Raw genomic sequence first — 23,777 nt, forward strand, 5'->3', positions numbered from 1 at the left:
TTTATTCCTCCCTGTTTTCTTTTAGTTTTCTTCTGCAAATCTCCCTTAGCCAATCGGTAACATACCTACATGTTAGCTAATTTTTCTAACCTAATTCCTCTCTTTCAAAAACACACTTTTCATTAATTAACCCTTTAATATTACTAAAGTCCAGCCCCATGAATACCTTTAAGATAGTGGGGTTATATTTATATTTTTCCCTTCGAATTTCCTTTAGGGCTTCATAATGGCTATAGCTATTTTTATATGGTCTAACCATCCTTAAAGCATCATAGGTATCACATATTCGGATTATTTGGGCTCCTAAAATTATTTCATTACCTTTAAGCTGTCTTGGATAGCCTGAACCATCATGGTTTTCATGATGATAGACAATGTTTTTTATTATCTCCTTGTCTAGGTTCATTTTAAAAGCTATTATTCCTCCTATTTCTGCATGATGCTTAATAGCCCTCCACTCTAAGGGTGTTAGTTTTGTCTTTTTGTTTAAAATGCTTTTATCAATCATGCTTTTTCCTATATCGTGGAGTATGGAAGATATGAGTATTTCTTGTGTCTTTTTTGTATCTAAGTTAATAGCATTACATACTGCAACTGAGTAATTGGCTACTCTAAGACTATGCTGAATGTCTGTAAGTTGCATCATACTTTTATCTATATTATACATTAATCCTTCCAAATGCTTCCTCCTTTTGTCTATTATACATAAATTTTGTTTTATATTGTAAAGATAACTTTAATCTTAATAAATAAAAAAACTAACCTGTTAAATTAGTTGTTATTGTAAAAAAAATGAAATTTTATGTTTATTATAATGTATTTATGATATAATATATAAAAAGGTAATCGTCCGCAAGATGCGGTTGCCACAAAGTGAGGTTTTACTTAATCACCATGCTGGCGGGCAGGGTGATTATTTTTTCTGGTTGTTATTCCTATCTAAGTAGGAGATAAGCGATATTGTGAATACTGAAAACAAAATCATTATAGAAATTGCTTCATAAGTACTCATCGCACCACCTCCTTTCTTTTGTGAAATGAGATGGCAACCACACCCTGCATATACGATTACCTAAATTAATTATACCTTAAATACTATATTTTAACAATTTTTTATTATTTTATAGTTCCTCATTATTCTCAAGGTTTTCTATTGTATCTATTTCCCACCCAATGGGTGTCTTTATTATTTCAAAGGTTCCGTAATTTAAATGTTTTGCTTTTGTAATACTTAAAAGCTCCTCTTCTGTTTCTACGGCAACATTTATTGTTTTTGGTACACCTTCTCCGTTGCTAAAGATTTCTCTACCTACGTTATCAATTAAGGAGATAATTTTTACTTTTTGCCTTACTTTAATTTCGCCTGTTTCATCTGGATATATAAGACCATAGTATTCACCTGCTTTTAGCTGAACACCTAAAAAGTTTGATATGTCCTTTATGTCTATCCCTATAAGCCACATATCTTCTATATCTAGTCTTACTTCTCCCCTTTCTGTAACCTTATTTAAAAATGCATATTCTCCTTTGTTTACATCTGCTACAAGTCGTTTACCTACTATAGCTTCTTTGTTTCTTAAAGCTCCATCTGGAGTTCTTGAAATTGGAACATCTATCATTATAATGTCTTTATCCTCTAAAATAGTGTTTCTAATAAGATTGTTATTGAAATGAGCTACTTTTATAGTCTCTTCTGGCTCTGCAGCTTTCTTTATGTTGCTGTACATATATGCAGTTAAAATTATAGCTGCTATTATACAAGCTACACCAAGCCTTAGTAGCCTTTTATTCAGTTTAACTTTCAAAGCTACCTGCCTCCCATCTATTACTGTAATTCTACATGAAAGCTTTTATATCTACTGGTACACTTTTTTTAAGATAAGTTGTTCCTAAAAACTTAATATCCTTTGGCACCAGTATTATTATATGGATAGTAGTTCTTTTAAGAGGGATATTGTCACTTGTAACAGCTGGCAGGTCATGAGGATTGTAAATTGTAATCTCCTCAATAACTACAGGCTGTTGTCTGTGGTGGATATAACTGCTACCTGTTGCTACTAGATCATCATCTAAATTTAAATTAGCTTTAATATAATCTCTAACTACCTGTATGGCTTTGGTTTTATCTAAATAAATGTCCCGCCCTTCTGAGTCTAATAGGTCAATTCTTTCTCCCATTGTTGCTAAGTCTAATTGGGAAAAGCCTGCCCAGCCTGAAGCAATAAGTGAGTTTTCTACCCTTAAATTTAATGAGTGAATAGATATAACCTCAACAACTATAATCCATGAAAAAGCAAATGAAAAAATAATAATTGTTGCTATAAATAATATCATCCAAAAGTTACTGTTCATTTTATCACCCTAGTCTAATGTCATAACAATTGTTTTTTCATTAAAAGTAGCCCTTCTGGTTACTTCTTCTTTTGTCAAAGTTACTGATGTGGTTTCGTAGATATAGTCTGCTGTTACTGTTAACTGTGCCTCCTGCCCCCATACTGCATCTTCAGGGGCAGTAATATTAATGTTTGTAAAGCCCATATTTATAAGCTCTGTCTCGAGATCGCATTTTAGCTGTGGACTTATGCCTCCTTCGGATTGAAGTAATGCTAAATATTTACTACATAAAATGTCAAACTCTGTTCTAACGAAGGCTGGTATAGTGTTTTCTATCCCCGTTACGAAAAACAGAACTAAAAAGACGATAACAAACCCTAAAATTAATAAATCTCCTGGTAATTGCATTTTAGTCACAACCTTTATGAGAATATGTTTGTTAACTGGTCATTAATCCATGTTCTAAAAGATGTTACCACATCTGAAAAAACACCCAGTATCTCTGGTCTAATTGCAATGATTGCTAGAATAACAAGGCAAGCAAATATAATAACCTCTATTACTCCACCTGCTCCTTTTTCATTTTTTAAGGCTTTATTAATTCTTTTTATTGTGGAACTCTTTAACTTTTGTAAAGCTGAATTAAGCTTTACTCCTTTTAATAATAATTTTTGCATTTTTAAAATCCTCCTTATTTTTTATATGATTATCTAAATATTAGATTAAGACTATCTAATACTTCTTTTACTAATGGTACAGATACAAGCAGTACATAGCATGCAAACAAAAGGCATGCCGCCATCACTAGCTTAGTTCTTTTGTGCTGTCTAATAATCTTTTTTCTAAGTCGTTTGCTTCTCTTTAAGATATTGGACTGGGCCTTAAAGCTTTTTTCTGAAATTCCCATCTCGTATCTTTGTGCTAGTGCAAAGCTGAAGGCTTGTAGCTCTGTTATTTTTGATAGGCTTCTTAAGTTTTCAAGGTCCTCTTCAAAGCTTTTTCTTACCTTTGGTGCATTGGCAATATACTGAAGTGGTTCTTGTAAAGGGTGCTTTGCCACTCTTGCTGTATATGCCAGTATTACATCTTCAGGTGTTCCTATTTTAGATTGAAAGTACATTATGTCTTGTATGTTACAAAGTTGAAGCCGTATTTTATTTCTGCGTTGACTAATTTTCCTGTAGATTAATATATTTAGTGGAACAACTGTAAATAAAAATAACCTTATGAGATTTGTTATTATCCCATATAGGTCACCTGTCATTAGCTTTTCTATAATTGTATAAAGGGCAGTTCCAATAATAATTAAGTTGAATATAATAAAAACCTCTGTACTTATGTAGTATCCAGCTTCCTTCATGTAGCCGTCTACTGTATTATACCAAGAGTCTTTTATTAATCTGTTAATGTACCTTCCTTTTTTACTATAGTAACTGTTTTCTAGTCTGTGCTTTTCCCGTGTCAAAAAGTATAGTGTTAATTGGAAAAATGCTATTGCTATAAGAATTGTAATGCTTATAATCAGTAAAATCACCACCTTAGTCTATTTTTTCTAGTGTTAAGTAGGCAATATAGAAGGACACCAGTAAATCTAAAATAAAAACTATTTGTCCCCAGCTTGAATCAAATACTGCTGTTTTATAGCTACTGTTAAATAGAATGTAAAGAATAAAAAAGTTTACTGCCAATAGAAGATACAGCCCCATTGATAACAATAGGTCCTTAGTATTTTCTTCATCCTCGTCATCATTTTGCTTTTCTATTTCTTCTATAAAGGTGTCGGTTAGTTCTATTACATCTCCACCCCTTACATAGCATATTTTAAGGTTTTCAATATATAGCTTTAACTCACCACCTTCTATTCTTTCTATCATGTTATCGAAGCACTGTACTGGATTCACCTTATGCTCATACTCATATATCATTATTTCTACGTAGTTTTTTAAGGGCTGTAGTATATATTTGCTTGCCTTTTTAAAGGCTTGAAATATGTCTGCTCCCTTTCCACCTATTAAGAATCTTCTCATTATTGTTAGAAAGTCAACCGACATTCGCTTTACCTTATGCCCCATTAGGTCTGAAAATAGCTGTAGCAGTATATATGGAATAAGGGCTACCACTAAACCAAAGGTAATTGAGGAATATATGTTCATATGGTTACTCATCCAGCCCGATGCCAATAAAAAAAGAGCCATGCATAATGCTAAATGTATCCATACGTTGTAGCTTATATAAAAGCGTATATTGGACTTTTCAATCCTTTTATCCAGTGACCTTAAGAGCTTTCCTGTTCCAATGTAGCTTTTAAGGTTAATCTTTTCTGCTGCTTTTATCTTATTAATTTTTGTACTGTACTCTTTGTATAGATTTTTAATGTTAATTTGGCTTATTATTAGGAATATTCCCAATGCAAGCAGTAGTGCTATTAACAACCATGTCAACTTCAGTATCCTCCTCCCTTAACAGTTTGTTTTCTGCTAACTTATTTATCATGTCTGCTGACTTTAGCTTACCTACTTTTATATGCTGACCCTCTATAAATGTCACTTGGTTATTGGTTTTTTCTAGCTTCCAGATGGTGTTATATTTTTTGCCTTCCTTTTCCTCGGGTACCACCTCTACAACCTCACCAACTGTAAATTTATCTAAAAAAACAATAATGTTAACCGACTCGTACAGCATATCTAGTAAGATTTCATCTGAAAGATTGGTTCCTGACATCTTCATGTTTATCATCATTTTTCTAAGGATTTTTCTAGCATCTCCTGAGTGTCCTGTTGTCCAGGATATGTTTCCTGCAAAGGCACCGTTGTAAAAGCTCATTGCTTCAGCACCTCTAATTTCTCCAAAGACATACATGTCTATTGTCATAAGTAGTCCCATATCTGATAATTCTTCAATGCCATATACTTCTCCCTTTGTGTTTCTTTTCACCAGCAGTTGTACTGCATTGGGATGCTTTAAGAATAGCTCTCCATGTTCTTCCATTGTAAGTATTCTTAGTTCTTCTTGCACTTCTTCTAATAAAGCCCTCATTAATGTTGTTTTGCCTGAACCACCTCTACCACAGAATATGAAATTTGCTCCTGCCCTTCCATAACGCTTTAAATCTTCTGCTAGTTCTATAGTTAGCATATCCATTTCTACAAGATCATTTAGGGAGAATGCCTCCCCTTTATGTTTTCTAAAGACTGCTGTAGGACTAATATGGGCTACTGGATCAATAGCACATATAATTCTTAGTTTATTGACTGGGTCTTCAAATTTTGCAAGGGCTTTATCATCATTTAGCTCGCCTTTCAAATTAGCCTGTATAGTGGTTCGTATATAGGACTTTAGATTGTCTATACTGCCAAAGCTAACATTGACTCTTTTTATTTCTTTACCTACTTTTATCCAACAGTTATCGGGTCCATTTATGAATATTCCGCTACAATCCTCCATATCAAGGTATGGCTGTAGGAGTCCATATCCTAAAATATGATCTATTACATCCTTTACTAGGTCTTTTCTTGAAACATCAACAACTTTATAGTTTCTTTTGTTTAAAATCTTTAACACTGCTAGCTCTAGTGAAGCTTTTGGTGCCTTTGAAAGTGTTATCTCACCTATTAAGTCCTTATGCTCTTTTATGGTTTCTAGGGCTATTCTCTCTATAACCTCGTAGGTGGATTGAAATACCTTTTCGCCTGCTTTATGCTCTTTATGCTTAGCTCTTTCCTCTAGTCTATTTACTATCAAGTTATCAGCCTCCCTTTAAGCTTTTTTTCTTAACAAGCTTAAGATGTTTGCTTTTTTGTTTATTCTAACTCCCATAGAGTTTAGTACATCTATATATTCATTAATTATCTTTTTATTGCTAAAGCCATTACCCTTTTCCAGCCCTCTGTGATAAGAAATGTATCCTGCTATATCTCCATGAAGCTTTGCATCAATTTCAATAAAGGTTAAATCTTCGCCGTTATATTTATTAATTACATACTTAAACTTTCTTATGTCATAGTCATCATACATCTCAAAGGTTTTAATGAATCTATTTACTTCTTCTATGTCTTTAATGTTGCCATATACAGGAACAACTACTTTATCTGCCAGCTTTATGGCTATATCTGTACTTACTACATCAAACCAAGAATGGGTGTCTATTATAACGTAGTCATAATTAAATTTTAACTTTTCTATTATTTCTTTATACTGTTGTCTTTCTGATGAGTAGTATTCATTAAAGTCATATATACCTGGTAGTATGTCTAAATTGGTTTGCATTTTATATGCTTTAGTTAAGCTCTCTAGCCTTTCATAGGTTAGATTTTGTCTTGCCACTGCATCTAAGACATCTGGCAAAGTGAACTCAAAGCTGGTGTTAAAAACCTTTTTAAATGCTGGCTTTAGGGGATTAAAGTCCACTACACATACTCTGCATTTTTTTGATGAAGCCAAGGCAAATGCTAAGTGGACAGCTGTTGTGGTTGAGCCCTGGCTTAAGGGGGAATATACTGTTATAACCTCTTTAAAAACGCTTTCAACAACCCTCTCAACTTTGATATTTTCTTGTGGCTCTGCAAGTAGGCTGTAATTAAACTCTTGTGGATAGTTATTGTAGGCATCTTCTAGCCTTTGGGGAGTTACTTCGTCAAGCTTAAGGTAAACTGTTACCCCTTGATTTACTAGGTTCCCTATTAGCTTCTTTTCTTCAAAGGAGTTAAAATCATCAGTAATTATAACAACCTTTATTCCTTTGTATTTAGCCTTTTTACATATTCTAATTATGTTATCTCCTGTATTGTCAAGTAGCCTATTTAATATAAGCCCCTCCATTGGCATTAGCTCTACTAAATCTTCTAGGGCTTCTAGGCTATCGACCTCATCAATAATATCAAAGCTTGCATCCCTTACTCTTTCTTGTAACTCTTCGTTTCCTATTGCTGTAAGTATTCTCAAATTATCACCTTCTTCCACTTACTAACTAATTTTATCTCTTTTATGTCTATCTTCTATCCAACAATCGAAGCAAATATATTTGCCATTAATTAATATTTTTCTTTTTCCTACTCCAGCTTCCTTACCACAAAAATCACATTTTATTTCCACTATAATTCCTCCTAGCTTAGTTTTTTATATATGGATATGGATCCACGAGTTGACCCTCGAACCTTAGTTCAAAATGAATATGTGGCCCAGTACTTCTTCCTGTGTTTCCTACTGCACCTATTACATCGCCCTGTTTTACTTTGTCACCTGAAACAACCTGTATCTGAGACATATGGCAATATCTTGACTCCCATTCATAGCCCTCTTTATCAATATGTTTAACTCTTACATTGTATCCAGCTGCTGAACTACTATAATTTACTTGAAATATCTCACCATCGGCTATTGAAATAATTGGCTCTCCCATAGCATTTTCACCTGATATATCTATTCCATAGTGGAAAGCTCTATCATTTGTAATTGGATCTGCTCTCCAGCCGTAGGGGGAAGTAACTATATTTAGTGTTGGAGTTGGCCAAGCAAATTTAACATCTTCAGCAACTGGAATATGGTCTGGTAAATCAAATATGTCTCCATACATCTCAAATATAAAACTCTCTGATACTAAGAAATATATCCATTCAATTTGGTCCGCTGTTAACTTAGTCATTAAGTCCTCAAGACCTACTCCTGAGAACTTAATAATATATTCATCTTTTTTGTTTAAGTCAATAAATATCTTGGTTATTTCAAATATTGATAGGTCACTCTCATAGCCTAAATCATCTAATAGCTGAAATGTTTCTTCTTTTCCTTGAACTACTCTTTTTTCAACTGTAACCCAGCGAGTTTCATACTTAGTACACTTGCCTTCTTCATCCACCTTAACACAATACTTTTCTTTTTCTCGTTCTTCAAAATCTAATCCAAAGAACTCATAGACTGTCTCTTTTGGATCGGCTTCACTAAAGTCATTTTCGTATCTTACTGTATCGTAAATTAGCATTTCTGCCCAATTAACTTTAGCTGCATGCCCCACCAGCTTATACTCCTCTGCGAAGGCTACATCTGCTGTTGGAGTTATGTTTCCTATCACATTTCCACCAAGTAGCATAGCCATACAACCCATAATTGATATTTGGATACCTAACAGGGCTATAATAGCTATTATAATTTTTTGTTTTAAGTAGCTTTTTACAATACTCATAGCTTCATTTCCTTATCCTTTTTCCTCATATTAGATAAGGGCTTTTGATGTTGTTTTTTTTGATTAATATTTTCTTCATTGACTTTATCCCTATGATTGTTTTTTAGGCTGGTGGTCAGATAACCTGCTGGATTCTGGATTAGCTTATGGTCCTTCTCCTCAACCTCCTTCATGCGATCCATCATCATTCTTACATTTTCCTTTCCATACTTTTTAAAGAGTTCTTCAAAGAAGGCTTTGTCATACTGTTTGTTATACCTTTGATTAAACTCATAGGCATAATCCTTTTCATCTTGATTATTAAGAATTTTATATGCCTCCTCTTTATCCAAGTCAATATTACCTCCATTAGTTGTTATTCTTATGCTATCAAGATTTTTTGGTCTACTAACACTTTCTTCCTCCTTTGTCATTGCTGAGTAAACATCATATATAGTGCCTCCCGATTGCTGAGCCATATCTATAGAGCTTGCCACTGCAGCTATTTCTCTTCTATCAAACCTAGGAGTTCCTAATGCTTCTCTTGTTTGAACACGCTTGACAAATGGTGTATACTCAGGCTCTTTATTATGTTTTTCAGCCTTTTCTTCTGCTTCAGCCTTTTCATCATTATACTTTCTCTCTAGGAGCTCTTCAGCCTTTTTAACTAAAGCCTTTAAATTGTCATTCATGTTGGTAATGTCACCCTCTTGTGCCAGTTGAACCTCTATTGCTCCATAGCTTAAACTAGTATCCTCTGTACCACTATTATTTGAAGGTCTACTATTTCTATTGATTTTGTAATCCTCAGCTGTTGAAGGCTCATACTCATAATTGTCATGGCTTTTACTACGTCTAAATCTTATTTTATCTGTATGTTTATTAATCCTTGCCTCTAGGTTTGCATCCTTCCTAAGGTTTTTATTTATGTTTCCATGTTTCACAGCCATACGCATGTTGGTTATAATCTCAAAGAAGTCTTTCCTTTTCCATACAATAACAACCATAATAAGAATTTGAAGGAGCAACACAACAAACCAGCCATAATCACCTGTCAGATTAAACAATGCAGAATTTAATGCAAATATAACTGCCAGTACAAAGCTTATGATTACTTTGATAAAGCCAGCTGCTAAGACCTTGCTTCCCCAGCTTGTAATTATTTTAGGCCCAATGAAGGGTATAAGTGCCATTATAAACACAAACACCCCCATCATTACATAAAAAATCGTAATGAACTGATATCCAAGTATCAAAAGGGCTATAATCCCTATAATTATTCCCATAACCAGCATTGGTATAAAATATAGTATTATAAAGCTAAGTCTTCTTCCTCCCCATACTGGTGTAAAAAGTATATCGTTCTCTGCCAGTGTATTGATTATTTCTTGTCTTTCCTCTGACATAGGTGGTAATGATAGTATTTTATCCTCTTCTTTTTCTGCTATATCTACATCTCCAAACTGTAGCACCTGCCAGGGCTTATGTACAAACATCATCCACATATCATTTGCTGCTGCCATAACTGCTGATTCAGGAGTATTTCCTTGATTGGTGGCTTTATAGGTGCCTGACAATACACTTCGGGATAAATCCTTTGATATATCGTCAACCCCCTTTAGTAGCTCAGTAGGACTATTAAAGAAAGCCAAGGCAAGGGCAGTTATAATTACCGTTTGAATGATGGCTACCCATATTTGGGTTTTTTGGTCGCCTATTATTTTTACTAGATAATAGAAACCCAGTACTACTATGGCTATCAGGCTTAACTCGTCAAATAGTGCTATTTTCATTTCTCCAATAACCGCTTCAATTATCCCAGAGAATATCTTATATAAATCTATCTCAAAGGAGTAATACACAACAGTTATAAGGAGGTGGGCTAGACCTTTTTGAGCATTAAATAACGTGTTTGCTCCTGCATTAATTTCATCCCCAAAAGTCATTGTGGATTCCACCATACCCATATCCTTCATGTCTAAATAATAGTTGTTTTTGTACACCGTCAAGTATTTACTACTGTTATTGCCATCAAATAAGGCATCTACATCAGGAAGAGCTCCATCGATTGGGTCATTTCCATATGCAAAATTCGTAAAGGAAGCAATGATGAGTAGAATCAGTAAAATACACTTATATCCTTTAGGCGGATACTCCATTCTCCCCACCTGCTTTCTTTTTCTTTGGAGTAGTCTTAAAGGCTTCAAGTAAATGTTCAAATACAACATCAAACTTCAATCTGCCTATTCTGCCATCAAGGTCTTGGAATAGGCACTCTCCATCCTGTAAAGTTTCTATCTCTTGAATGTTTTCATCAGTCACTTCAAGCTTCATGAACTTTAATGCCTTTATTGTTTCCTCCCTCTCTGCCATTCTAAAGCAGAACTTGTAGCTAATGGCATTTTTTATTCCACCTTCGCCAAGATCATCAACTGAGTGACCTATGAAAATACAGCCTCCATATAAGCTTCTTCCCATCCTTGCTAGAAAGTCCATAAGTTTAAGTCCCATAGTGGTTGCCTTTAAACCCCAAGATTCGTCGAATAAAACTAACTTAAAGCAGGGCTCACCAGACATTGCATATTTTTTTGCAAATGAAGCAATAGGTAGCATTAGCACCGTTGAAATTACTTCCTCCTGTGTGAAGTCCTCTTTTTTGGTATCTGCTTTAGGAAGGGCAAGGTTTTGTATTTGTAAAATGTTTATTTTATTTTTGAAGCTCAAAGCCTCTTCTGTTCCATCTCCAAATAACAGTCCAGCCATTCCATTTTCTCTAAGTAACCTAATCCTTCTTGCAAGCTTTCTAGCTGGTGCTGCCAATTCATCACTTTCTGGAAAGCCACCAAGTATTTCAGCTAACTTAATCATACATCTACCTTCTAGCTTTTTAAGCTGGTTTACTGCTTCAAGAACGGCTGTATACTCGTCATCATTCGGGTTTAGCTTAAATACTTCAGACAAAATGTTTGTTGCTAACTCTGAAGCTGCTTCAACATCCCCTTTATAGACTATATATGGATCAAGTTTCCCTTTATCCTCAATTGATGGGGATAGAGTAATGACATTAATATAGTCTTTTAGCTCGGGCAACAGATGAAGCCATTTTGCACGTTCTGCCTTTGGGTCAAATATTAATGCTTTACCACAACCATATATAACATTTAAGTAAGCCATTAGATTTGCATTGAAGGACTTTCCTCCACCTAGTGTACCGAAGAAGAAGGCAGATGCTGATCTATTTAATAGACATGCTCTACCCATATCTAAATATACACTCTTCTCAACTGCTCCTGTGGTTCCTATATAAGGGCCTATATTATCTCCAAGTTGTCTTGTTGCTGCAAACATTGAACCTGCCAAAGTTCTAGGAGGCAAAGGCTGAATGTAATCAGTTACGTATCGTCCTGTGCCTGGTATAAACTCCATAAAAAGCTTTAGCTGGTCTGAGTAGGATCTTTCTATTAGAAAGTTTTGATCTTCATAAAACTCCTTTACAAATGCTACTCTATCCTCAAGGGTCTCTTTGGTGTCTGCTGCAATGCAAATGGTTATCGATGCTCTAGTTATTGGTGCTCTAGTGGCCTTAAGCTCTGCCTCAAGGAGATTTGCATTTTCCTTAGCTTCTAATATATCATCTGGAACCTCTTCTTCACTGTTTGAGACATGTTCAATTTGTCCCTGTATATCTCTTTTCTGTTTCCCTACCGAGCGTATACTTTCCTTATGCTCATTGGTTTCTATGTGTATGCATACTTCTGTTTGAATAGTAAAGTCTTGAAGTACTAAAAGCCATTCACTGCCTGGGAAGAGAATTCCGTCTGGAATATGAGATATACTTAAAAATGCCTGATTTGATATTCCCTCCTCATGATGCACCTTTAAGGTTCTTCCTTCTGAAACATCAATTACCCCTTCCGAAAGTGTAAGTGCTTGGTCTGTATCAATCAATCTTCCATATTCACCATTTTTAATTGTCCTTTCAGTATAAGGGCTCCAGTGGCGATTCATGGTTTTTTCTATTGCTTCAATGTTCTTTTTTCTTTTATCTCTGTTTCTTTTTAGCCACAACTTCCCTTGAAGGCTTTTATACCAGTTATCCTTAAGCTTTACTTCACCAAGCCCCCTTCTAAACATTCTTCTATTTAGCCATTGGGTAGTTGTTTCACTTATCTTTGTTAGCTTAATTCTCTTGTTTTGCCTTTTAAAGTACTCTGCTGATAAATCTTGAAACAACTGAATTTCTTTATCTAATATGGACTTTGTTTTAGCACCTATGATTTCTTCTAGTATGTTTAAAGGATGCTGTATTAAATAAATAAAAGCATCCTTTATATTTTGGAGGGTATATTCCTTAATATTTAGTTTAGTTCCAACATAGATATTATAGTCGTTACTCATGCCCTTTCTCTTTATTTTGGCCTTTATATGATCTCTTGTACCAGTTGCATGGGCTAAGGTTTTATTGTATAGGGGATCGGTTTTATCAAGCTCATTAATAATACCATCAAAATGTGCATCTATGTCTTGAGCTATAGGTATAATATGAATCTTTGCCTCTTGCCCTATGTTAGCTAAAAATATTGCTAGGGTGTTTAATGCTTGAATCTTACTTTCCTCCTTAAGAAAATCATAGTTCATACCCTCAAGCTTGAAATATGCCCAGCACTCATTTTTTCTGTGGTTAAATATTAAGTTATCTGCAAAGTATTTAATGGGAAACTCATACATTTACACCCCTCCTTCCAAATAGCTTTAATTTAGATTTACATTTAGTCTTATTGCTCTTTATATTTTTTCTTAATATTTCATCAGTTTTATTAAAGAAAGCTGTAATCCTAAAGGCAGTAGTTGTAGTAAGCTTTATATTATTTCTTAACTCCTCTACTGGTCTGAACTTTTCATATTTTTTTGGAGATAGCTTATATATAATAAAATCTATAAAAAATTTATGGGGAAGTTTACCGTCAAGCTTTTGCTTAGTTAGAAACTTCATTATTCCATAGGGTATAGCTATAGCTCTAAGGAAAAAAGGGATTCTATTCATAAAGGGAATAAACTTAACCAGCAAAAATGTTATTATTACGCTGACAATAAAGTAAAGTACTTCATTGGGCTTTACTGGTATCAAAAGCTTTATACCCTCTACTGAATAAACCTCTCTTTCAAACTTCCACACATTCTTATATGTCCTTAAAATAACTTCTTTTCTTTCACTCATAACTTATCACAGCCTAAGCACCGAATATGAAGGTCCATACAGTAAGGGCTATGTTTTTTAATCTTTCTGGCCCGTCAATAATAACTAAAACTATTCCACTAAGCAGTAAGAAGCCTCCAAGCTGTACCCATGCTCTTTTAGCTATAAATTTCACAACGAAAACTACTATTGCAGTTAATGCTGCCCACCAAGCTATTTCCTTTACAAAGTCAAAGGCATTTTTACCCCAGCCTGGATCAGCATAGACAAAGATGCCTCCCATGTTAATAATCATGAGTGCTGTCATTAGCACCACAGATGTTCTAATTAGCTTATTATAGTTTGCTATATTCTTCACTTTAATCTTCCTCCTTTTGAATGTTTAAGTTTACTGTTCTTATATTAAAATTTTTAACATAATACCTTTGATTCTCTTTAATTAAGTTAAGATGATAACCCTGTTTATAATTTAGCCCTGAAATTGCATCTTCTATAGAGAGCTCAACAATAACAAAGTACTCATTACTGGATTCTCCTTCAAAGGCTCTAACGCTATCTAATCTTTTTAACTTGAATCTGTTATTTAAGCCCTGTATTTTACTATTGTCATAGATGTAGTAGCTTATTTCACCAGCACTACCACTATAGTAGGTGTTAAAGAAGCTCTCCAGTACTTGGCTTATCTCATTGTTGACTGCTGAGTCTACTCCACTGTCTGTATAAAAGCTGATTCCTGCATCTGCTTTTTGGGGCCTTGATGTTATTACAGGATTATCTTCAACGATATATCTTCCCTCCTTCTCCATTATTGGAACAGCAATGAAAATATTATCCTCTATTTCAGTGATGCTATCGCCTTCATCATTTGAGGTAATTCTATACCTAACCTTAACCTCTACCTTAACGTTTAATTGATTTTCACTATACCATTCAACACCATAGCTTATGGCACTTAATGCTTTTATAGAGCCATGTCCAGGGTTTTGAACTGACATTTGAGAAGGCATATAGTCCTTTAGTCTCTCTTGATAATCATCTCCCCTTTCGTAGGTAAAGTAATCTAGGGAAAAGCTCTCTGCAAATGCTGATGCTTCAAGTTCTACTCTATCTCTATAGCTTCTTTCTTCAACAAATGTATTGACAACTCTTTGGGCTTCTCCTGCTTCACTTGAATTAAACATAGTACCTATTCCTCTAAAAACGAGGAAAATAATAAGAGTCCATAATATGACTCTTGCAGTTTTAAGTAACCATGTAGTTTTGATTTTAAAGGGTTTGTTTTTACCCTTTATGGTTTGTAGCTTCAATTCCTCACCTCCTTTCATTTAGAATCCAGTGTAGTCCTCTTCTACATCTTCAAGTATTATTTCATCCTCAACTGGTTCAAAATCTTCATCTTCATCCTCATAATCAGTGTTGTCCTCTTCTTCAAAGCCTTCATACTCAAAATCCTCCTCATCAGCAAAATCCTCTTCGTATACGGGGCCTTCTGGATAAGGATTGTCTAAATTTGAGTTATCTTCTTCACCCCCTATTTCCCATTCATCATCTAAATTTTGAGTCAACATCCCTCCCTTTGCTACCTCTACATCAGAGAGCATTACAGAATCATTAAAGTTATATGCTTGAAACTCTAGTGTATCAGCCCCCACCTTAAACATAAATCTGCCCTTAGTCTCAGGTAGCTCTGTAGCTTTGCTATTGCTTAGTACAATTTCGGAAGCTGGCTTATCAGAAAACCTACCACTTATCCTAACAGGAATATTGTTTTTTATTTGTCCTGGAAGAACCTTAGCATCTGGTCTTTGCATTCCTAAAATTAAATTTATGCCAGTGGCCCTTGATAATCTAGCCAGAGTTGAAATTTCCTTTTCAATTTCCTCAAATATCTGTTTTGCATTTCTCCCCAAGCCTGACTTATCCATCATTTCAGCAACTTCATCGCAGAAAACCATAATTCTACATAATTTTTTAAGGCCTTTATCCTCAGCTATATTATTGTATTCACCTAGGTTTTTGACATCAAGGCTCCTAAAAAGCTTGAGTCTTGCCTCATTTTCAGAAACAAGCTCTTTTAGTACATGCAATGCCCTCTGCCTTTCAGTTATTACTTCGCCATATCTCTCATATCTAATTCCAAATTCAACTCCACCCTTAAAATCAATCATGAATATTTTAGCTGCCTTCAACACTGCCTGCCTTAATATCATTCTTAGAATTACAGATTTACCTGATCCTGTTTCTCCTGCAACCAAAACATGAGGTGTGCTGTTTAAGTTGAACTTAACCTGCTCCAGCATATTTTCTCCAACAATAATCTCAAAGTCTTTGCTTGAAAGATATTCATCCTTCCAATCAATGTAGATTGGTATTATTTTTGAAGCTGGGACAGTTTTAACCTTAACAATTTTTTTGGTGGTTAAGGCATTTTCAATTTTTAAAATATTGCAATCCAGCATATTTTCTATCTTCTTCTCCTTAAATCTCCACTCTTCAAGGGGTATATTGCTATAAAAGGAAAAGGTAGTTATATCCCCCTCCTTTTCTTCACTTAAGTACTTGGGGTATATCTTTTTTTCAACCATGTTCCCATTAATATCTTTTTTCTTACCCTTTGTAAAAAGCCCAATCTCATCAAATTTTTCATCAAAGTCTGAAATGAATTTCATATGGTCGCTACCCTTAATATACAGATAAAATAGAGGAATTAAGGGTGTGGCATATACTCCATATCTTAAAATCATAAGCCTTTTATTATCCTGTGGAATGTAGCTCCAAATTTTTTCACGCAATAAAAAAAGCCCTACACCAAAGGCTATCCATATCAACAGCTTATAGTAATTTTTTTTATCTTCAGGTAGCTTCTTAATTCCATAGAAGATAGTTTTGATGACGTTGAATATTCCACGAAAAAAATTGTATATATACATTCCAACAATTTCTTCTTCACTTCTGCCAGCCATTATTAAACCTCCTTATCTATGCTTTTTTATGACGATAACGCAGATAAATGTTAGTTGTTTTTATCTTTTCATGACCTAATTGCTTTTTAACTGTAGCTTTAGCTTCTGCTCTATCTTTTCCAGTATCTAATTCTTTTTGAAACCTTTTCTGTGCATTTATTCTTCTTAGATCATGGGTTGGAATACCTAATTCAGTTGCTTTTTTTCTTAAATAATTTCTAGAGTAAAACAGCTTTTCTCCATCTTCGTGCTTACTGGCCCATCCCTTTAATTTATCAACTAAGTATTTATCTTCAATAGTCTCAACTATTCTCTTTTTGTTCCCTTTTCCCTGCTGTACATGAATAATTGTTTTGTCTCCATCAAAGGAAATATCCTCTTTTTTTACATCTGCTATCTCTTTTATCCTTAGTCCACTCTTTAGCTGTAGCCTTAAGGCATATTTTAGTTTTTCATTACGTAATCCATTAATTTTCCTTTCAACTGTATCACTTGAATGTTTAAGTATCTTACCTTTGCTATTACTTGATGCTGCATTATAGTTTTGAAACAGTTTGATCTCTGGTTCTCCAAAGAGTAAAGATTTGGATTTATTCAACACCTCATCCTCGTATTTTCTAATTGCTGATACATATTTCATCATTTCTTGACGAGTACCAGCTTTACTATTGATTGCTTTTTCTATTGCACTTGCATCAACAGTATTATTTTTTAACTCTTCTGCTAACCTCCTTGTGCAGTAATAGTAAGTTGATGCAGTTTGAGATGTTATCGAACCGTTTGCTACTAGCTTATCTATTTTTTTCTTAAACTTGTCTATATCTAAATTCAAACTAACCACCTTCTTTTACTAATTCCTTTAAAGCTTCGTATTTTGTTTTATCTACTGTAATGACCCTTAAAACTTTGTTTTTGTGTCTTTGCACACTGGTAAAGGTTTCTTTTTCAGTTATTATCAAAGCTAGTTTTTTGTAAACAGCTAAATATTTATTAATATCCTTTTCTCCAGATACACTTTGAAGCTTTAATCTGAAATCTTTAGGTCTAAAATTTATATAGTTATTGCTCTTGGTTTCTATGTATAGCTTACCACTACCAGGGAGCTGCTTATTGATTAACTGCTCTACAACATTAACGAATACTATTAACTTCTTCAAAATACTCCCCTCCTCTCCTCCCTCTCGTGTCAACCTGTGATTTAGTCAGCCGATTTTTTGAGCAAAAAATCGGAAGTTTAAAACGACGCTTGACGACGTTTAACGATGTTCTCCTCACCCCACAACTAAAGAAAGATGTTACAGGAAAAAAATAAAAACAAAAAAACACATACTCCAAAGCCCTCAAGCCCAAATAAAAACAACCCACACATGTTACAGGATATAAACTATACCACTTTCTATTCCTAATCTAGTAACAAACCATTATCAATACCTATGAAATCAAAGGAAAAATAGGTGTAACTTTAAGATATAGTGTATTTTGAGAATGTTACAGGTGTAAAAATACCATTAATTACTAAAATGTTAGTCAATTATCCACTACTGGAACAGGCTTATTATACTGTAATTTAATACCGCATTCATTACATTTTGCTATATACTTTATGGGGTTATAATCAAGTTTATCAACAAGAGCTTTAATTATTCTATAATCTGATTTAAAACAAAGGGGGCATACAAATCTATTATTAATCCATACAGCATCTCTTTTAATTTTTCTATTCTTATGTAAGTTGGGCCTAGTTGGTATTTTTTCTATTGGAAAAACAATACTCACTATATCAACTCCTTAATTAATCTATTTATTGATCATGACAGCATTTGTCAGTTATGCCAACCTCCAGAATTGCATTATACAAGAGTGCTTGAAAATACTTAACACTATTTATTATTTTAGTATTCTTTGATATTCTCTTAAACTTTAAATAAGCCATATCCACAGCTTCTATTGATATTTGCTCTAACCTGTCTCTGATATTTAATTGACTGACTATAAGACCATCAACCTTTAACTCATTACTCAAGTACATTTGAGCTATAGATTCTGTTAAAAAGTTTCCTTCAGAACCTGAATACAAATAAACTTGTGCTTTGTTTAAAATCTCTTGTATGTTTTTGTTTATTAATTTTTCCTCTTCTTCTCTTTGATTTATATTTATATTATTATGAAGAAGAGGATTGTTATAATTAGTATTGTTAAATAAGTTAACTTCGGGTGCACCGTGTGCACTAGGGTGGTGCATACTGTGCACTACCCCTGGTGCATGTGGTGCACTAGGTGGTGCATGCTGTGCACTACCTTCATCATTAACCTTTGCAGATAGTATGGTGTATAAGTTACTCATGTTACTACTAGATTCTAACTTCTTACGTGCTTCTTTCAGTAATAGTCCTTTACTTATTAATCCGTCGATAGCATCAACGGCCTTTCTCCTACTCATTCTTCCTTTTTGAGCTATGGTTTTATAGCTGGGAAAGGCTTGATCTTCTTTATTGGTATGTCTTGAGATTACCTGATAAGCCATTTTCTCGTATATATCTAAATCCTCTCTGTCAATCAGGTCATTTTCTGTATCAAACCAACCTTTGTATCTTCCATCCCTCAACTGTCCATTATCTCGCTGATCTTGAATTAAATCACTCAAGTTAAATCCCCCTCTCTAGCAGAAGATAAAAGGTAATACTCTTATAGATATGTGTTACCATATGTGAAGTTATTCTTTTTATGTTTATTGAAATAGCTTAATTATATTGGTGTTACCTTTTTATTAAATGTTGCTATATTTAAAGACATATTACATTAAAAAGGTATTACTAAATCGAATAAAATAAAAATAGGTATTACTAATAGTGCTAATAATATAATAAAAAGTTGAAATTTAAATATTTGCTTAGTACTACCTTTTAACTGATGCGAAGGTATTTTCTAAAACATCAAAATCATCTATATCACTTATATCTATCATTTCTACTTCTTTAATCTCTTTATTATCAACATGTTGTATAGGTTTCTTTTTTACATTGACATTATCAAATGATAATTCCATTTTTAAGTTATCCATCATATATTTTAGTTTCAATGCTTCAGTAATTAGTTGATTAATGCTTTTATAACCATACTTTTCGTAGCTGTTTAACCAGTCATAGAAGCTATTATCTCCTTTTATAACAGGTGTCTTATAGCTTGTTGTCATACCTGGTGTTAGCTTTTTTCTTCCTACTTTCTTCTTCATGTCATTCTACCTCAATCTCTTCATTACTAAATATCTGTTTTTGAGTTTCTTTCTCCTTTACTGCGTTAAACTTAGCTTCTAAGAAATATCCTCTAGCATCTTCAAATAATGGGTCTGAAGACATTATTGTTGGCACTCCTGGTATGAAATTATGTAGTTCTCTTTCTGTCATTATTGAGGTGCCTCCTGATATAAATAAAGCTCCTGCTTCACCTATATCCATACCTTTCATTTCAACCTTATCAAAGAATTTAGTTTTAAGTAATGAAACCATGTTTGCAAATGGTTGCTTTTGTATTTCTTCAAGATTAATTGTTTTTCCCTTGTATTTAACTTTAGGATAATTTCTAATTAAATAATCAAGCTTTACCTTTGTTACATCGTAGCCATATTCTTTATATAGTTTTGATCTAATCTCATTTAATGGGTTACTACTCCCCACTGGTAGCCCGAAAAAGCCGTAGGATTCAAACTGCATTTTTGAATTCATAAATGCGACATCTGAAGTAGATGAACCAATGTTTAATCCAATAATACAGCCTTTTTCTAAGTGTCTTTTAACATCGTTATTGGGCTTAAGATCATCTGTATAGCACATAGATACTACTGAAGCTGTTCCCTCGGGTTTAAAATGAACATCTGGTATTTTAACCTTTACAACTGCATCTCTGAATAAAGGATGTTTAAATACAACCTTATACTCATGTTTTAATACCTGAGTAAATGAGTTTAATAACTGAGGTTGTTCAAAGTACTCCTCTGTCGGCACTCCTGTACCTAATCTGTAGTAGGCAACAATTTGCTCCTTTGGTTTATAATTTGCATATGCAAGGTGGGTCACCAGCTTTACTATTTCATCATTACCTGTTTCAACATCTTGAAACTTAGGTATTCCATTAGTTGACCATCTCAAGTCTCCTCTGTTAAACCGATATGCCATGCTACCTACAAAGTATCTTCCAAGAAACTCTTCATTTCTGTAAATATCTACATCTAAAAAGTTTATTAAGTCACCTGTTTCCTCCTCCAATGTCCTCCTTTCATATCCACTACAAATTGCATTCATGTTGATTATTTTTCTATCCTCCAGGTAGAGTTTATTGTTTAGCCTCCCTGGATCCCATCCAGCTATAATTTTTTCGTGCATTGTTTTTCCTCCTTTTTTTGTTTTTGGTATTAAAAAAAGCCCCAATGTTGGCTTTGTATTGTTGTTTTGCTTAGCTAGAATAAGTTTAAGTTTGATTCACTTTATCACATAATTATTATACAATTGCTAAATACCTGATTTTAATAATGGCGTTTCATCATAATCACTGTCAGTAATTTTATCGGCTATACTAAATTTTTTGCCATCTTCACAGCCTTCATAGTAAACATCAGAAAATCCTCGAAAAGATGTATTTATATTAATTCTTTTTTTGAAGTTAATCTGGCTATGTGCTTCTACAACTTCTCTATCTTTAACTAGTATTAACCCCCAATCTTGATTAACACGTTTTTGTTCTTCATATTTTTTTTGCAGCCCATTTATGAAACCCAATGCATAATCATTTTCTAGTCCTTTGGTGCTATATCCATCTCTTACCTGTATATATCTTAACCTTTTAACTTTACTATCAATACAATCAACTGCATACTCTAATACAATATTGCATATATCTATATCCTCATCTCTGCCAAAAAATGCTATAGTATGTGTTCTTCTCGTTTTAAAGTAACAATAACAACCAAAATTATCGGCAATCAATTTAGCAAGTTGAGCTTTCCACTTTGCCTTAGTAAATGATACTTTGCTAACCTTCTCTTTTATTTTACTATCATATATTTTTGACTCTCTCACTTCTTTAAGTGATAACTTATGTCTAACAAGTAGCTCTTGGGCTTTTAGCATGGATAACTGGGCTTCATACTCATTACTACTCTCGCTCAATGCTAGAAGTTTTTTTATTTTCTCAACTATCTTTGCATTCATTATTTTCCTCACTTTCCGCAATAATATTGTTGCATATAATTCTAAATCCTTGTTATGCGTAACTAATCAATATTTAAAACAAGTTTGTTAGTTTTACACTTTGGACATTGAGAAAAATAACCTCCCTGTTCATCACTTACAATGTAGCCACCCCTTTTAGATAACTCGTACAAAAGGATTGGCATCGTCATTAATTCGTATTCTTCTGATGTATCATAGTCGCAATTTTCACAGTTCGCCCATAAGTTCCTTTCACTTTCTTCTTTTTTTGCCAAGTGCTTAAAAGCCTTGAAACATTCATGTTCTACAAGTTTTCCATTTGCATTTTTAAAATCTAACTTTTCAAACTTTTTTACAATTTTGTGATACATTTTAATTTATCTCTCCTTCGCCTAATATTAAATCCTTGTGATGCGTTACAGTGTCATAGTTTCTATATTTACCACTTTCCAGCAAGTAGGTTGATATCCGTATTTTTTAGCCCAATCAAATAACACTTCATTCAATTTTTCTTCTAGTTCATCACGATGCTCTTTCTTCACATCTTCCAAATAAGTTTCGGCAGCTTCTCCTACTTCGTCATATACACTTTCTGAAATTCGTTCTAGCAACCAATCTGTATCTATTCCAGGCATTGAGATTTCTAATTTTTGTCCAACTTCAAACGTAACTACACCCTCATTTTTCGCCATTATTTTCCCAGCTCTAATTGCTTCTTCTTTTGTAAAAAACCATATTCCTGTTGTCCAGATATCTCTGTTACAATATTCATATGTCCAATCTTTTTCAATCTTTTCAATGTCTTCTGCAAATTCCTTTCCTACTCTTCCAATATAAAAAGAATCTACTCCCTCTAATTTAGCTAGTTCTATACCTTTTTCAATAGCCTCACACTTTTCATCTAACGAATCACAAAATTTCCCTTTTTCATTTAAGCCATAGCACCATTTTCTATTTTCCTTGAAAACTGTTGATAAAATCCCCGCTATTTCCTCTTTTGTCATTTCATGCCCACAAACTTTACAAATTTTCTTTCCTTCGACTTGAAAAAATTTACCTTCATTGCATTGCCCACAAATAATATCGTAGATTTCTAAACTCATTTTTTTATTCCCCTTTCGATTTTTGATATTGCGTATAAATATTAATCCTTGTAATGTGGCATTATTCATTAAAGACCATATGCTCACATTCTTTGCAAATATCACTAGGTTCATCATCAGAATATGACCTTTGATAACCTCTACATTTCCCATTATCTAACTTTTCAGCATTAGCACACCTATTGTTTTTTTTAGTTTCATTCGCTAGATTTACTAATTCTTTAAGGCTGTCAAATCTTATAAGAAATGTTAATATTCTATCTGTTAATTGAATATCTCTACCATAACAGTTTTGTATTTCTTCTCTAGCTTCTTCCAATAATTCTTTAGCTTCATTTAACAATTCATTCATAAATTTCCCCTTCTTTCTGCGACTTATTATGTCGCCTTATATTAAAAGCCCCAATCAACCCCATGTGCCATTCGAATAATAATGATACCATTCTCCATTGGCTAGTCGAACACAAATAGTATTGTTTTTATCTATCCATACTTTTACAATTTTCATATTCATCTTTCTTTCATAACCATTGCAGGCAACATGATTCTTATGCACATTAAACATATGTCGTTTTTGTTCCTCAGTTAATTTTGATAAACCTTGAATTTTCATAAAACAAAACCCTCCTTTTTTAACACTTGCTGATAATGTAATGCTACTTATATCTTTTTTCAGTTCTGCATAACAAGTCCAATAACATTTTCATATAATTGTTTTTGCAAAACAAAAAAGCCTATCTCTAAGCTTTTCTAATGGTTGGCAGGTAGTTATTAAAATGTATTCCTGTTGACACTTCCCCCAGGGTATGTTCCAATAGG

29 protein-coding genes are annotated in these 23,777 nt (G+C 33.7%); all 29 read right to left on the bottom strand.

Features of this window, described 5'->3' with window-relative positions:
* Nucleotides 1-85 precede the first annotated feature (85 nt).
* Nucleotides 86-679, bottom strand: a complete 594-nt coding sequence (locus F8154_RS05715) for an HD-GYP domain-containing protein (protein WP_151860647.1) — start codon at nt 677-679, stop codon at nt 86-88.
* A 234-nt stretch (nt 680-913) separates the two neighbouring features.
* A complete protein-coding gene (locus tag F8154_RS15370; protein WP_279237162.1) occupies nt 914-1,012 on the bottom strand; it encodes a putative holin-like toxin in 99 nt (32 codons plus the stop codon).
* A 109-nt stretch (nt 1,013-1,121) separates the two neighbouring features.
* Nucleotides 1,122-1,805: a CpaB family protein gene (locus F8154_RS05720; RefSeq protein ID WP_151860648.1), complete on the bottom strand. Its 684-nt coding sequence runs from the start codon at nt 1,803-1,805 to the stop codon at nt 1,122-1,124.
* 31 nt (nt 1,806-1,836) lie between these two features.
* Nucleotides 1,837-2,352, bottom strand: coding sequence for a hypothetical protein (locus F8154_RS05725; protein ID WP_151860649.1), 516 nt, complete (start codon nt 2,350-2,352; stop codon nt 1,837-1,839).
* A 9-nt stretch (nt 2,353-2,361) separates the two neighbouring features.
* Nucleotides 2,362-2,742, bottom strand: coding sequence for a hypothetical protein (locus tag F8154_RS05730; protein WP_151860650.1), 381 nt, complete (start codon nt 2,740-2,742; stop codon nt 2,362-2,364).
* Nucleotides 2,743-2,756: 14 nt separating this feature from the next.
* Nucleotides 2,757-3,011, bottom strand: a complete 255-nt coding sequence (locus F8154_RS05735) for a hypothetical protein (protein WP_151860651.1) — start codon at nt 3,009-3,011, stop codon at nt 2,757-2,759.
* A 29-nt stretch (nt 3,012-3,040) separates the two neighbouring features.
* Nucleotides 3,041-3,868 carry a hypothetical protein gene (locus F8154_RS05740; RefSeq protein WP_151860652.1) on the bottom strand — a complete coding sequence of 276 codons (828 nt, stop codon included), beginning with the start codon at nt 3,866-3,868 and terminating at the stop codon, nt 3,041-3,043.
* 4 nt (nt 3,869-3,872) lie between these two features.
* Nucleotides 3,873-4,775 carry a type II secretion system F family protein gene (locus F8154_RS05745; RefSeq protein ID WP_151860653.1) on the bottom strand — a complete coding sequence of 301 codons (903 nt, stop codon included), beginning with the start codon at nt 4,773-4,775 and terminating at the stop codon, nt 3,873-3,875.
* Nucleotides 4,711-6,075, bottom strand: a complete 1,365-nt coding sequence (locus F8154_RS05750) for an ATPase, T2SS/T4P/T4SS family (RefSeq protein ID WP_151860654.1) — start codon at nt 6,073-6,075, stop codon at nt 4,711-4,713. The genes F8154_RS05745 and F8154_RS05750 overlap by 65 nt, the downstream gene beginning before the upstream one ends.
* Before the next feature lie 15 nt (nt 6,076-6,090).
* Nucleotides 6,091-7,275, bottom strand: coding sequence for an AAA family ATPase (locus F8154_RS05755; RefSeq protein ID WP_151860655.1), 1,185 nt, complete (start codon nt 7,273-7,275; stop codon nt 6,091-6,093).
* Between the two features lie 21 nt (nt 7,276-7,296).
* Nucleotides 7,297-7,425 (bottom strand): hypothetical protein, encoded by a 129-nt coding sequence (locus tag F8154_RS15490; protein WP_279237163.1) that lies wholly within the window; start codon nt 7,423-7,425, stop codon nt 7,297-7,299.
* Between the two features lie 16 nt (nt 7,426-7,441).
* Nucleotides 7,442-8,512: a M23 family metallopeptidase gene (locus F8154_RS05760; protein ID WP_151860656.1), complete on the bottom strand. Its 1,071-nt coding sequence runs from the start codon at nt 8,510-8,512 to the stop codon at nt 7,442-7,444.
* The gene (locus F8154_RS05765) at nt 8,509-10,650 is read right to left on the bottom strand and encodes a CD3337/EF1877 family mobilome membrane protein (protein WP_151860657.1); all 2,142 of its coding nucleotides are present in this window, start codon (nt 10,648-10,650) and stop codon (nt 8,509-8,511) included. Before F8154_RS05765 ends, F8154_RS05760 begins: the two co-directional genes overlap by 4 nt.
* Entirely contained in the window at nt 10,634-13,219 is a 2,586-nt protein-coding gene (locus F8154_RS05770; RefSeq protein WP_151860658.1) for an ATP-binding protein, read from the bottom strand. Before F8154_RS05770 ends, F8154_RS05765 begins: the two co-directional genes overlap by 17 nt.
* The gene (locus tag F8154_RS05775; protein WP_151860659.1) at nt 13,212-13,709 is read right to left on the bottom strand and encodes a TcpE family conjugal transfer membrane protein; all 498 of its coding nucleotides are present in this window, start codon (nt 13,707-13,709) and stop codon (nt 13,212-13,214) included. Before F8154_RS05775 ends, F8154_RS05770 begins: the two co-directional genes overlap by 8 nt.
* A gap of 13 nt (nt 13,710-13,722) precedes the next feature.
* Nucleotides 13,723-14,046 carry a hypothetical protein gene (locus F8154_RS05780; protein ID WP_151860660.1) on the bottom strand — a complete coding sequence of 108 codons (324 nt, stop codon included), beginning with the start codon at nt 14,044-14,046 and terminating at the stop codon, nt 13,723-13,725.
* A gap of 1 nt (nt 14,047) precedes the next feature.
* Nucleotides 14,048-14,995: a conjugal transfer protein gene (locus F8154_RS05785; RefSeq protein WP_192930176.1), complete on the bottom strand. Its 948-nt coding sequence runs from the start codon at nt 14,993-14,995 to the stop codon at nt 14,048-14,050.
* A gap of 18 nt (nt 14,996-15,013) precedes the next feature.
* Complete coding sequence (locus F8154_RS05790) at nt 15,014-16,651, bottom strand: FtsK/SpoIIIE domain-containing protein (protein WP_151860662.1); 1,638 nt, start codon at nt 16,649-16,651, stop codon at nt 15,014-15,016.
* A gap of 16 nt (nt 16,652-16,667) precedes the next feature.
* Nucleotides 16,668-17,483, bottom strand: a complete 816-nt coding sequence (locus F8154_RS05795; RefSeq protein WP_151860663.1) for a tyrosine-type recombinase/integrase — start codon at nt 17,481-17,483, stop codon at nt 16,668-16,670.
* A gap of 1 nt (nt 17,484) precedes the next feature.
* Nucleotides 17,485-17,808 (bottom strand): hypothetical protein, encoded by a 324-nt coding sequence (locus tag F8154_RS05800; protein WP_151860664.1) that lies wholly within the window; start codon nt 17,806-17,808, stop codon nt 17,485-17,487.
* 370 nt (nt 17,809-18,178) lie between these two features.
* A complete protein-coding gene (locus F8154_RS05805; protein WP_151860665.1) occupies nt 18,179-18,427 on the bottom strand; it encodes a hypothetical protein in 249 nt (82 codons plus the stop codon).
* Between the two features lie 25 nt (nt 18,428-18,452).
* Nucleotides 18,453-19,295, bottom strand: a complete 843-nt coding sequence (locus F8154_RS05810) for a helix-turn-helix domain-containing protein (protein ID WP_151860666.1) — start codon at nt 19,293-19,295, stop codon at nt 18,453-18,455.
* 252 nt (nt 19,296-19,547) lie between these two features.
* Nucleotides 19,548-19,883, bottom strand: coding sequence for a hypothetical protein (locus tag F8154_RS05815; protein ID WP_151860667.1), 336 nt, complete (start codon nt 19,881-19,883; stop codon nt 19,548-19,550).
* 1 nt (nt 19,884) lies between these two features.
* A complete protein-coding gene (locus tag F8154_RS05820; RefSeq protein ID WP_151860668.1) occupies nt 19,885-21,030 on the bottom strand; it encodes a ParM/StbA family protein in 1,146 nt (381 codons plus the stop codon).
* A 126-nt stretch (nt 21,031-21,156) separates the two neighbouring features.
* Nucleotides 21,157-21,855, bottom strand: coding sequence for a DUF2786 domain-containing protein (locus F8154_RS05825; RefSeq protein WP_151860669.1), 699 nt, complete (start codon nt 21,853-21,855; stop codon nt 21,157-21,159).
* A gap of 62 nt (nt 21,856-21,917) precedes the next feature.
* On the bottom strand, nt 21,918-22,226 hold the full coding sequence (locus tag F8154_RS05830; protein ID WP_151860670.1) for a hypothetical protein: 309 nt from the start codon (nt 22,224-22,226) through the stop codon (nt 21,918-21,920).
* 45 nt (nt 22,227-22,271) lie between these two features.
* Nucleotides 22,272-22,958 (bottom strand): TFIIB-type zinc finger domain-containing protein, encoded by a 687-nt coding sequence (locus F8154_RS05835; protein ID WP_151860671.1) that lies wholly within the window; start codon nt 22,956-22,958, stop codon nt 22,272-22,274.
* A 61-nt stretch (nt 22,959-23,019) separates the two neighbouring features.
* The gene (locus F8154_RS05840; protein WP_151860672.1) at nt 23,020-23,310 is read right to left on the bottom strand and encodes a hypothetical protein; all 291 of its coding nucleotides are present in this window, start codon (nt 23,308-23,310) and stop codon (nt 23,020-23,022) included.
* 54 nt (nt 23,311-23,364) lie between these two features.
* The gene (locus tag F8154_RS05845; RefSeq protein WP_151860673.1) at nt 23,365-23,571 is read right to left on the bottom strand and encodes a hypothetical protein; all 207 of its coding nucleotides are present in this window, start codon (nt 23,569-23,571) and stop codon (nt 23,365-23,367) included.
* Nucleotides 23,572-23,777: the final 206 nt, after the last annotated feature.

Source organism: Alkaliphilus pronyensis (genome assembly GCF_009017275.1).
GTDB lineage: Bacteria > Bacillota > Clostridia > Peptostreptococcales > Natronincolaceae > Alkaliphilus_C > Alkaliphilus_C pronyensis.

Excerpts from the sequence above, each read along its gene's own strand:
- F8154_RS15370 (WP_279237162.1), bottom strand. The coding sequence starts at position 1,012 with ATGAGTACTTATGAAGCAATTTCTATAATGATTTTGTTTTCAGTATTC.
- F8154_RS05725 (WP_151860649.1), bottom strand. The coding sequence starts at position 2,352 with ATGAACAGTAACTTTTGGATGATATTATTTATAGCAACAATTATTATT.
- F8154_RS05730 (WP_151860650.1), bottom strand. The coding sequence starts at position 2,742 with ATGCAATTACCAGGAGATTTATTAATTTTAGGGTTTGTTATCGTCTTT.
- F8154_RS05735 (WP_151860651.1), bottom strand. The coding sequence starts at position 3,011 with ATGCAAAAATTATTATTAAAAGGAGTAAAGCTTAATTCAGCTTTACAA.
- F8154_RS05760 (WP_151860656.1), bottom strand. The coding sequence starts at position 8,512 with ATGAGTATTGTAAAAAGCTACTTAAAACAAAAAATTATAATAGCTATT.
- F8154_RS05765 (WP_151860657.1), bottom strand. The coding sequence starts at position 10,650 with ATGGAGTATCCGCCTAAAGGATATAAGTGTATTTTACTGATTCTACTC.
- F8154_RS05770 (WP_151860658.1), bottom strand. The coding sequence starts at position 13,219 with ATGTATGAGTTTCCCATTAAATACTTTGCAGATAACTTAATATTTAAC.
- F8154_RS05775 (WP_151860659.1), bottom strand. The coding sequence starts at position 13,709 with ATGAGTGAAAGAAAAGAAGTTATTTTAAGGACATATAAGAATGTGTGG.
- F8154_RS05790 (WP_151860662.1), bottom strand. The coding sequence starts at position 16,651 with ATGGCTGGCAGAAGTGAAGAAGAAATTGTTGGAATGTATATATACAAT.
- F8154_RS05815 (WP_151860667.1), bottom strand. The coding sequence starts at position 19,883 with ATGAAGAAGAAAGTAGGAAGAAAAAAGCTAACACCAGGTATGACAACA.
- F8154_RS05820 (WP_151860668.1), bottom strand. The coding sequence starts at position 21,030 with ATGCACGAAAAAATTATAGCTGGATGGGATCCAGGGAGGCTAAACAAT.
- F8154_RS05825 (WP_151860669.1), bottom strand. The coding sequence starts at position 21,855 with ATGAATGCAAAGATAGTTGAGAAAATAAAAAAACTTCTAGCATTGAGC.
- F8154_RS05830 (WP_151860670.1), bottom strand. The coding sequence starts at position 22,226 with ATGTATCACAAAATTGTAAAAAAGTTTGAAAAGTTAGATTTTAAAAAT.
- F8154_RS05835 (WP_151860671.1), bottom strand. The coding sequence starts at position 22,958 with ATGAGTTTAGAAATCTACGATATTATTTGTGGGCAATGCAATGAAGGT.
- F8154_RS05840 (WP_151860672.1), bottom strand. The coding sequence starts at position 23,310 with ATGAATGAATTGTTAAATGAAGCTAAAGAATTATTGGAAGAAGCTAGA.
- F8154_RS05845 (WP_151860673.1), bottom strand. The coding sequence starts at position 23,571 with ATGAAAATTCAAGGTTTATCAAAATTAACTGAGGAACAAAAACGACAT.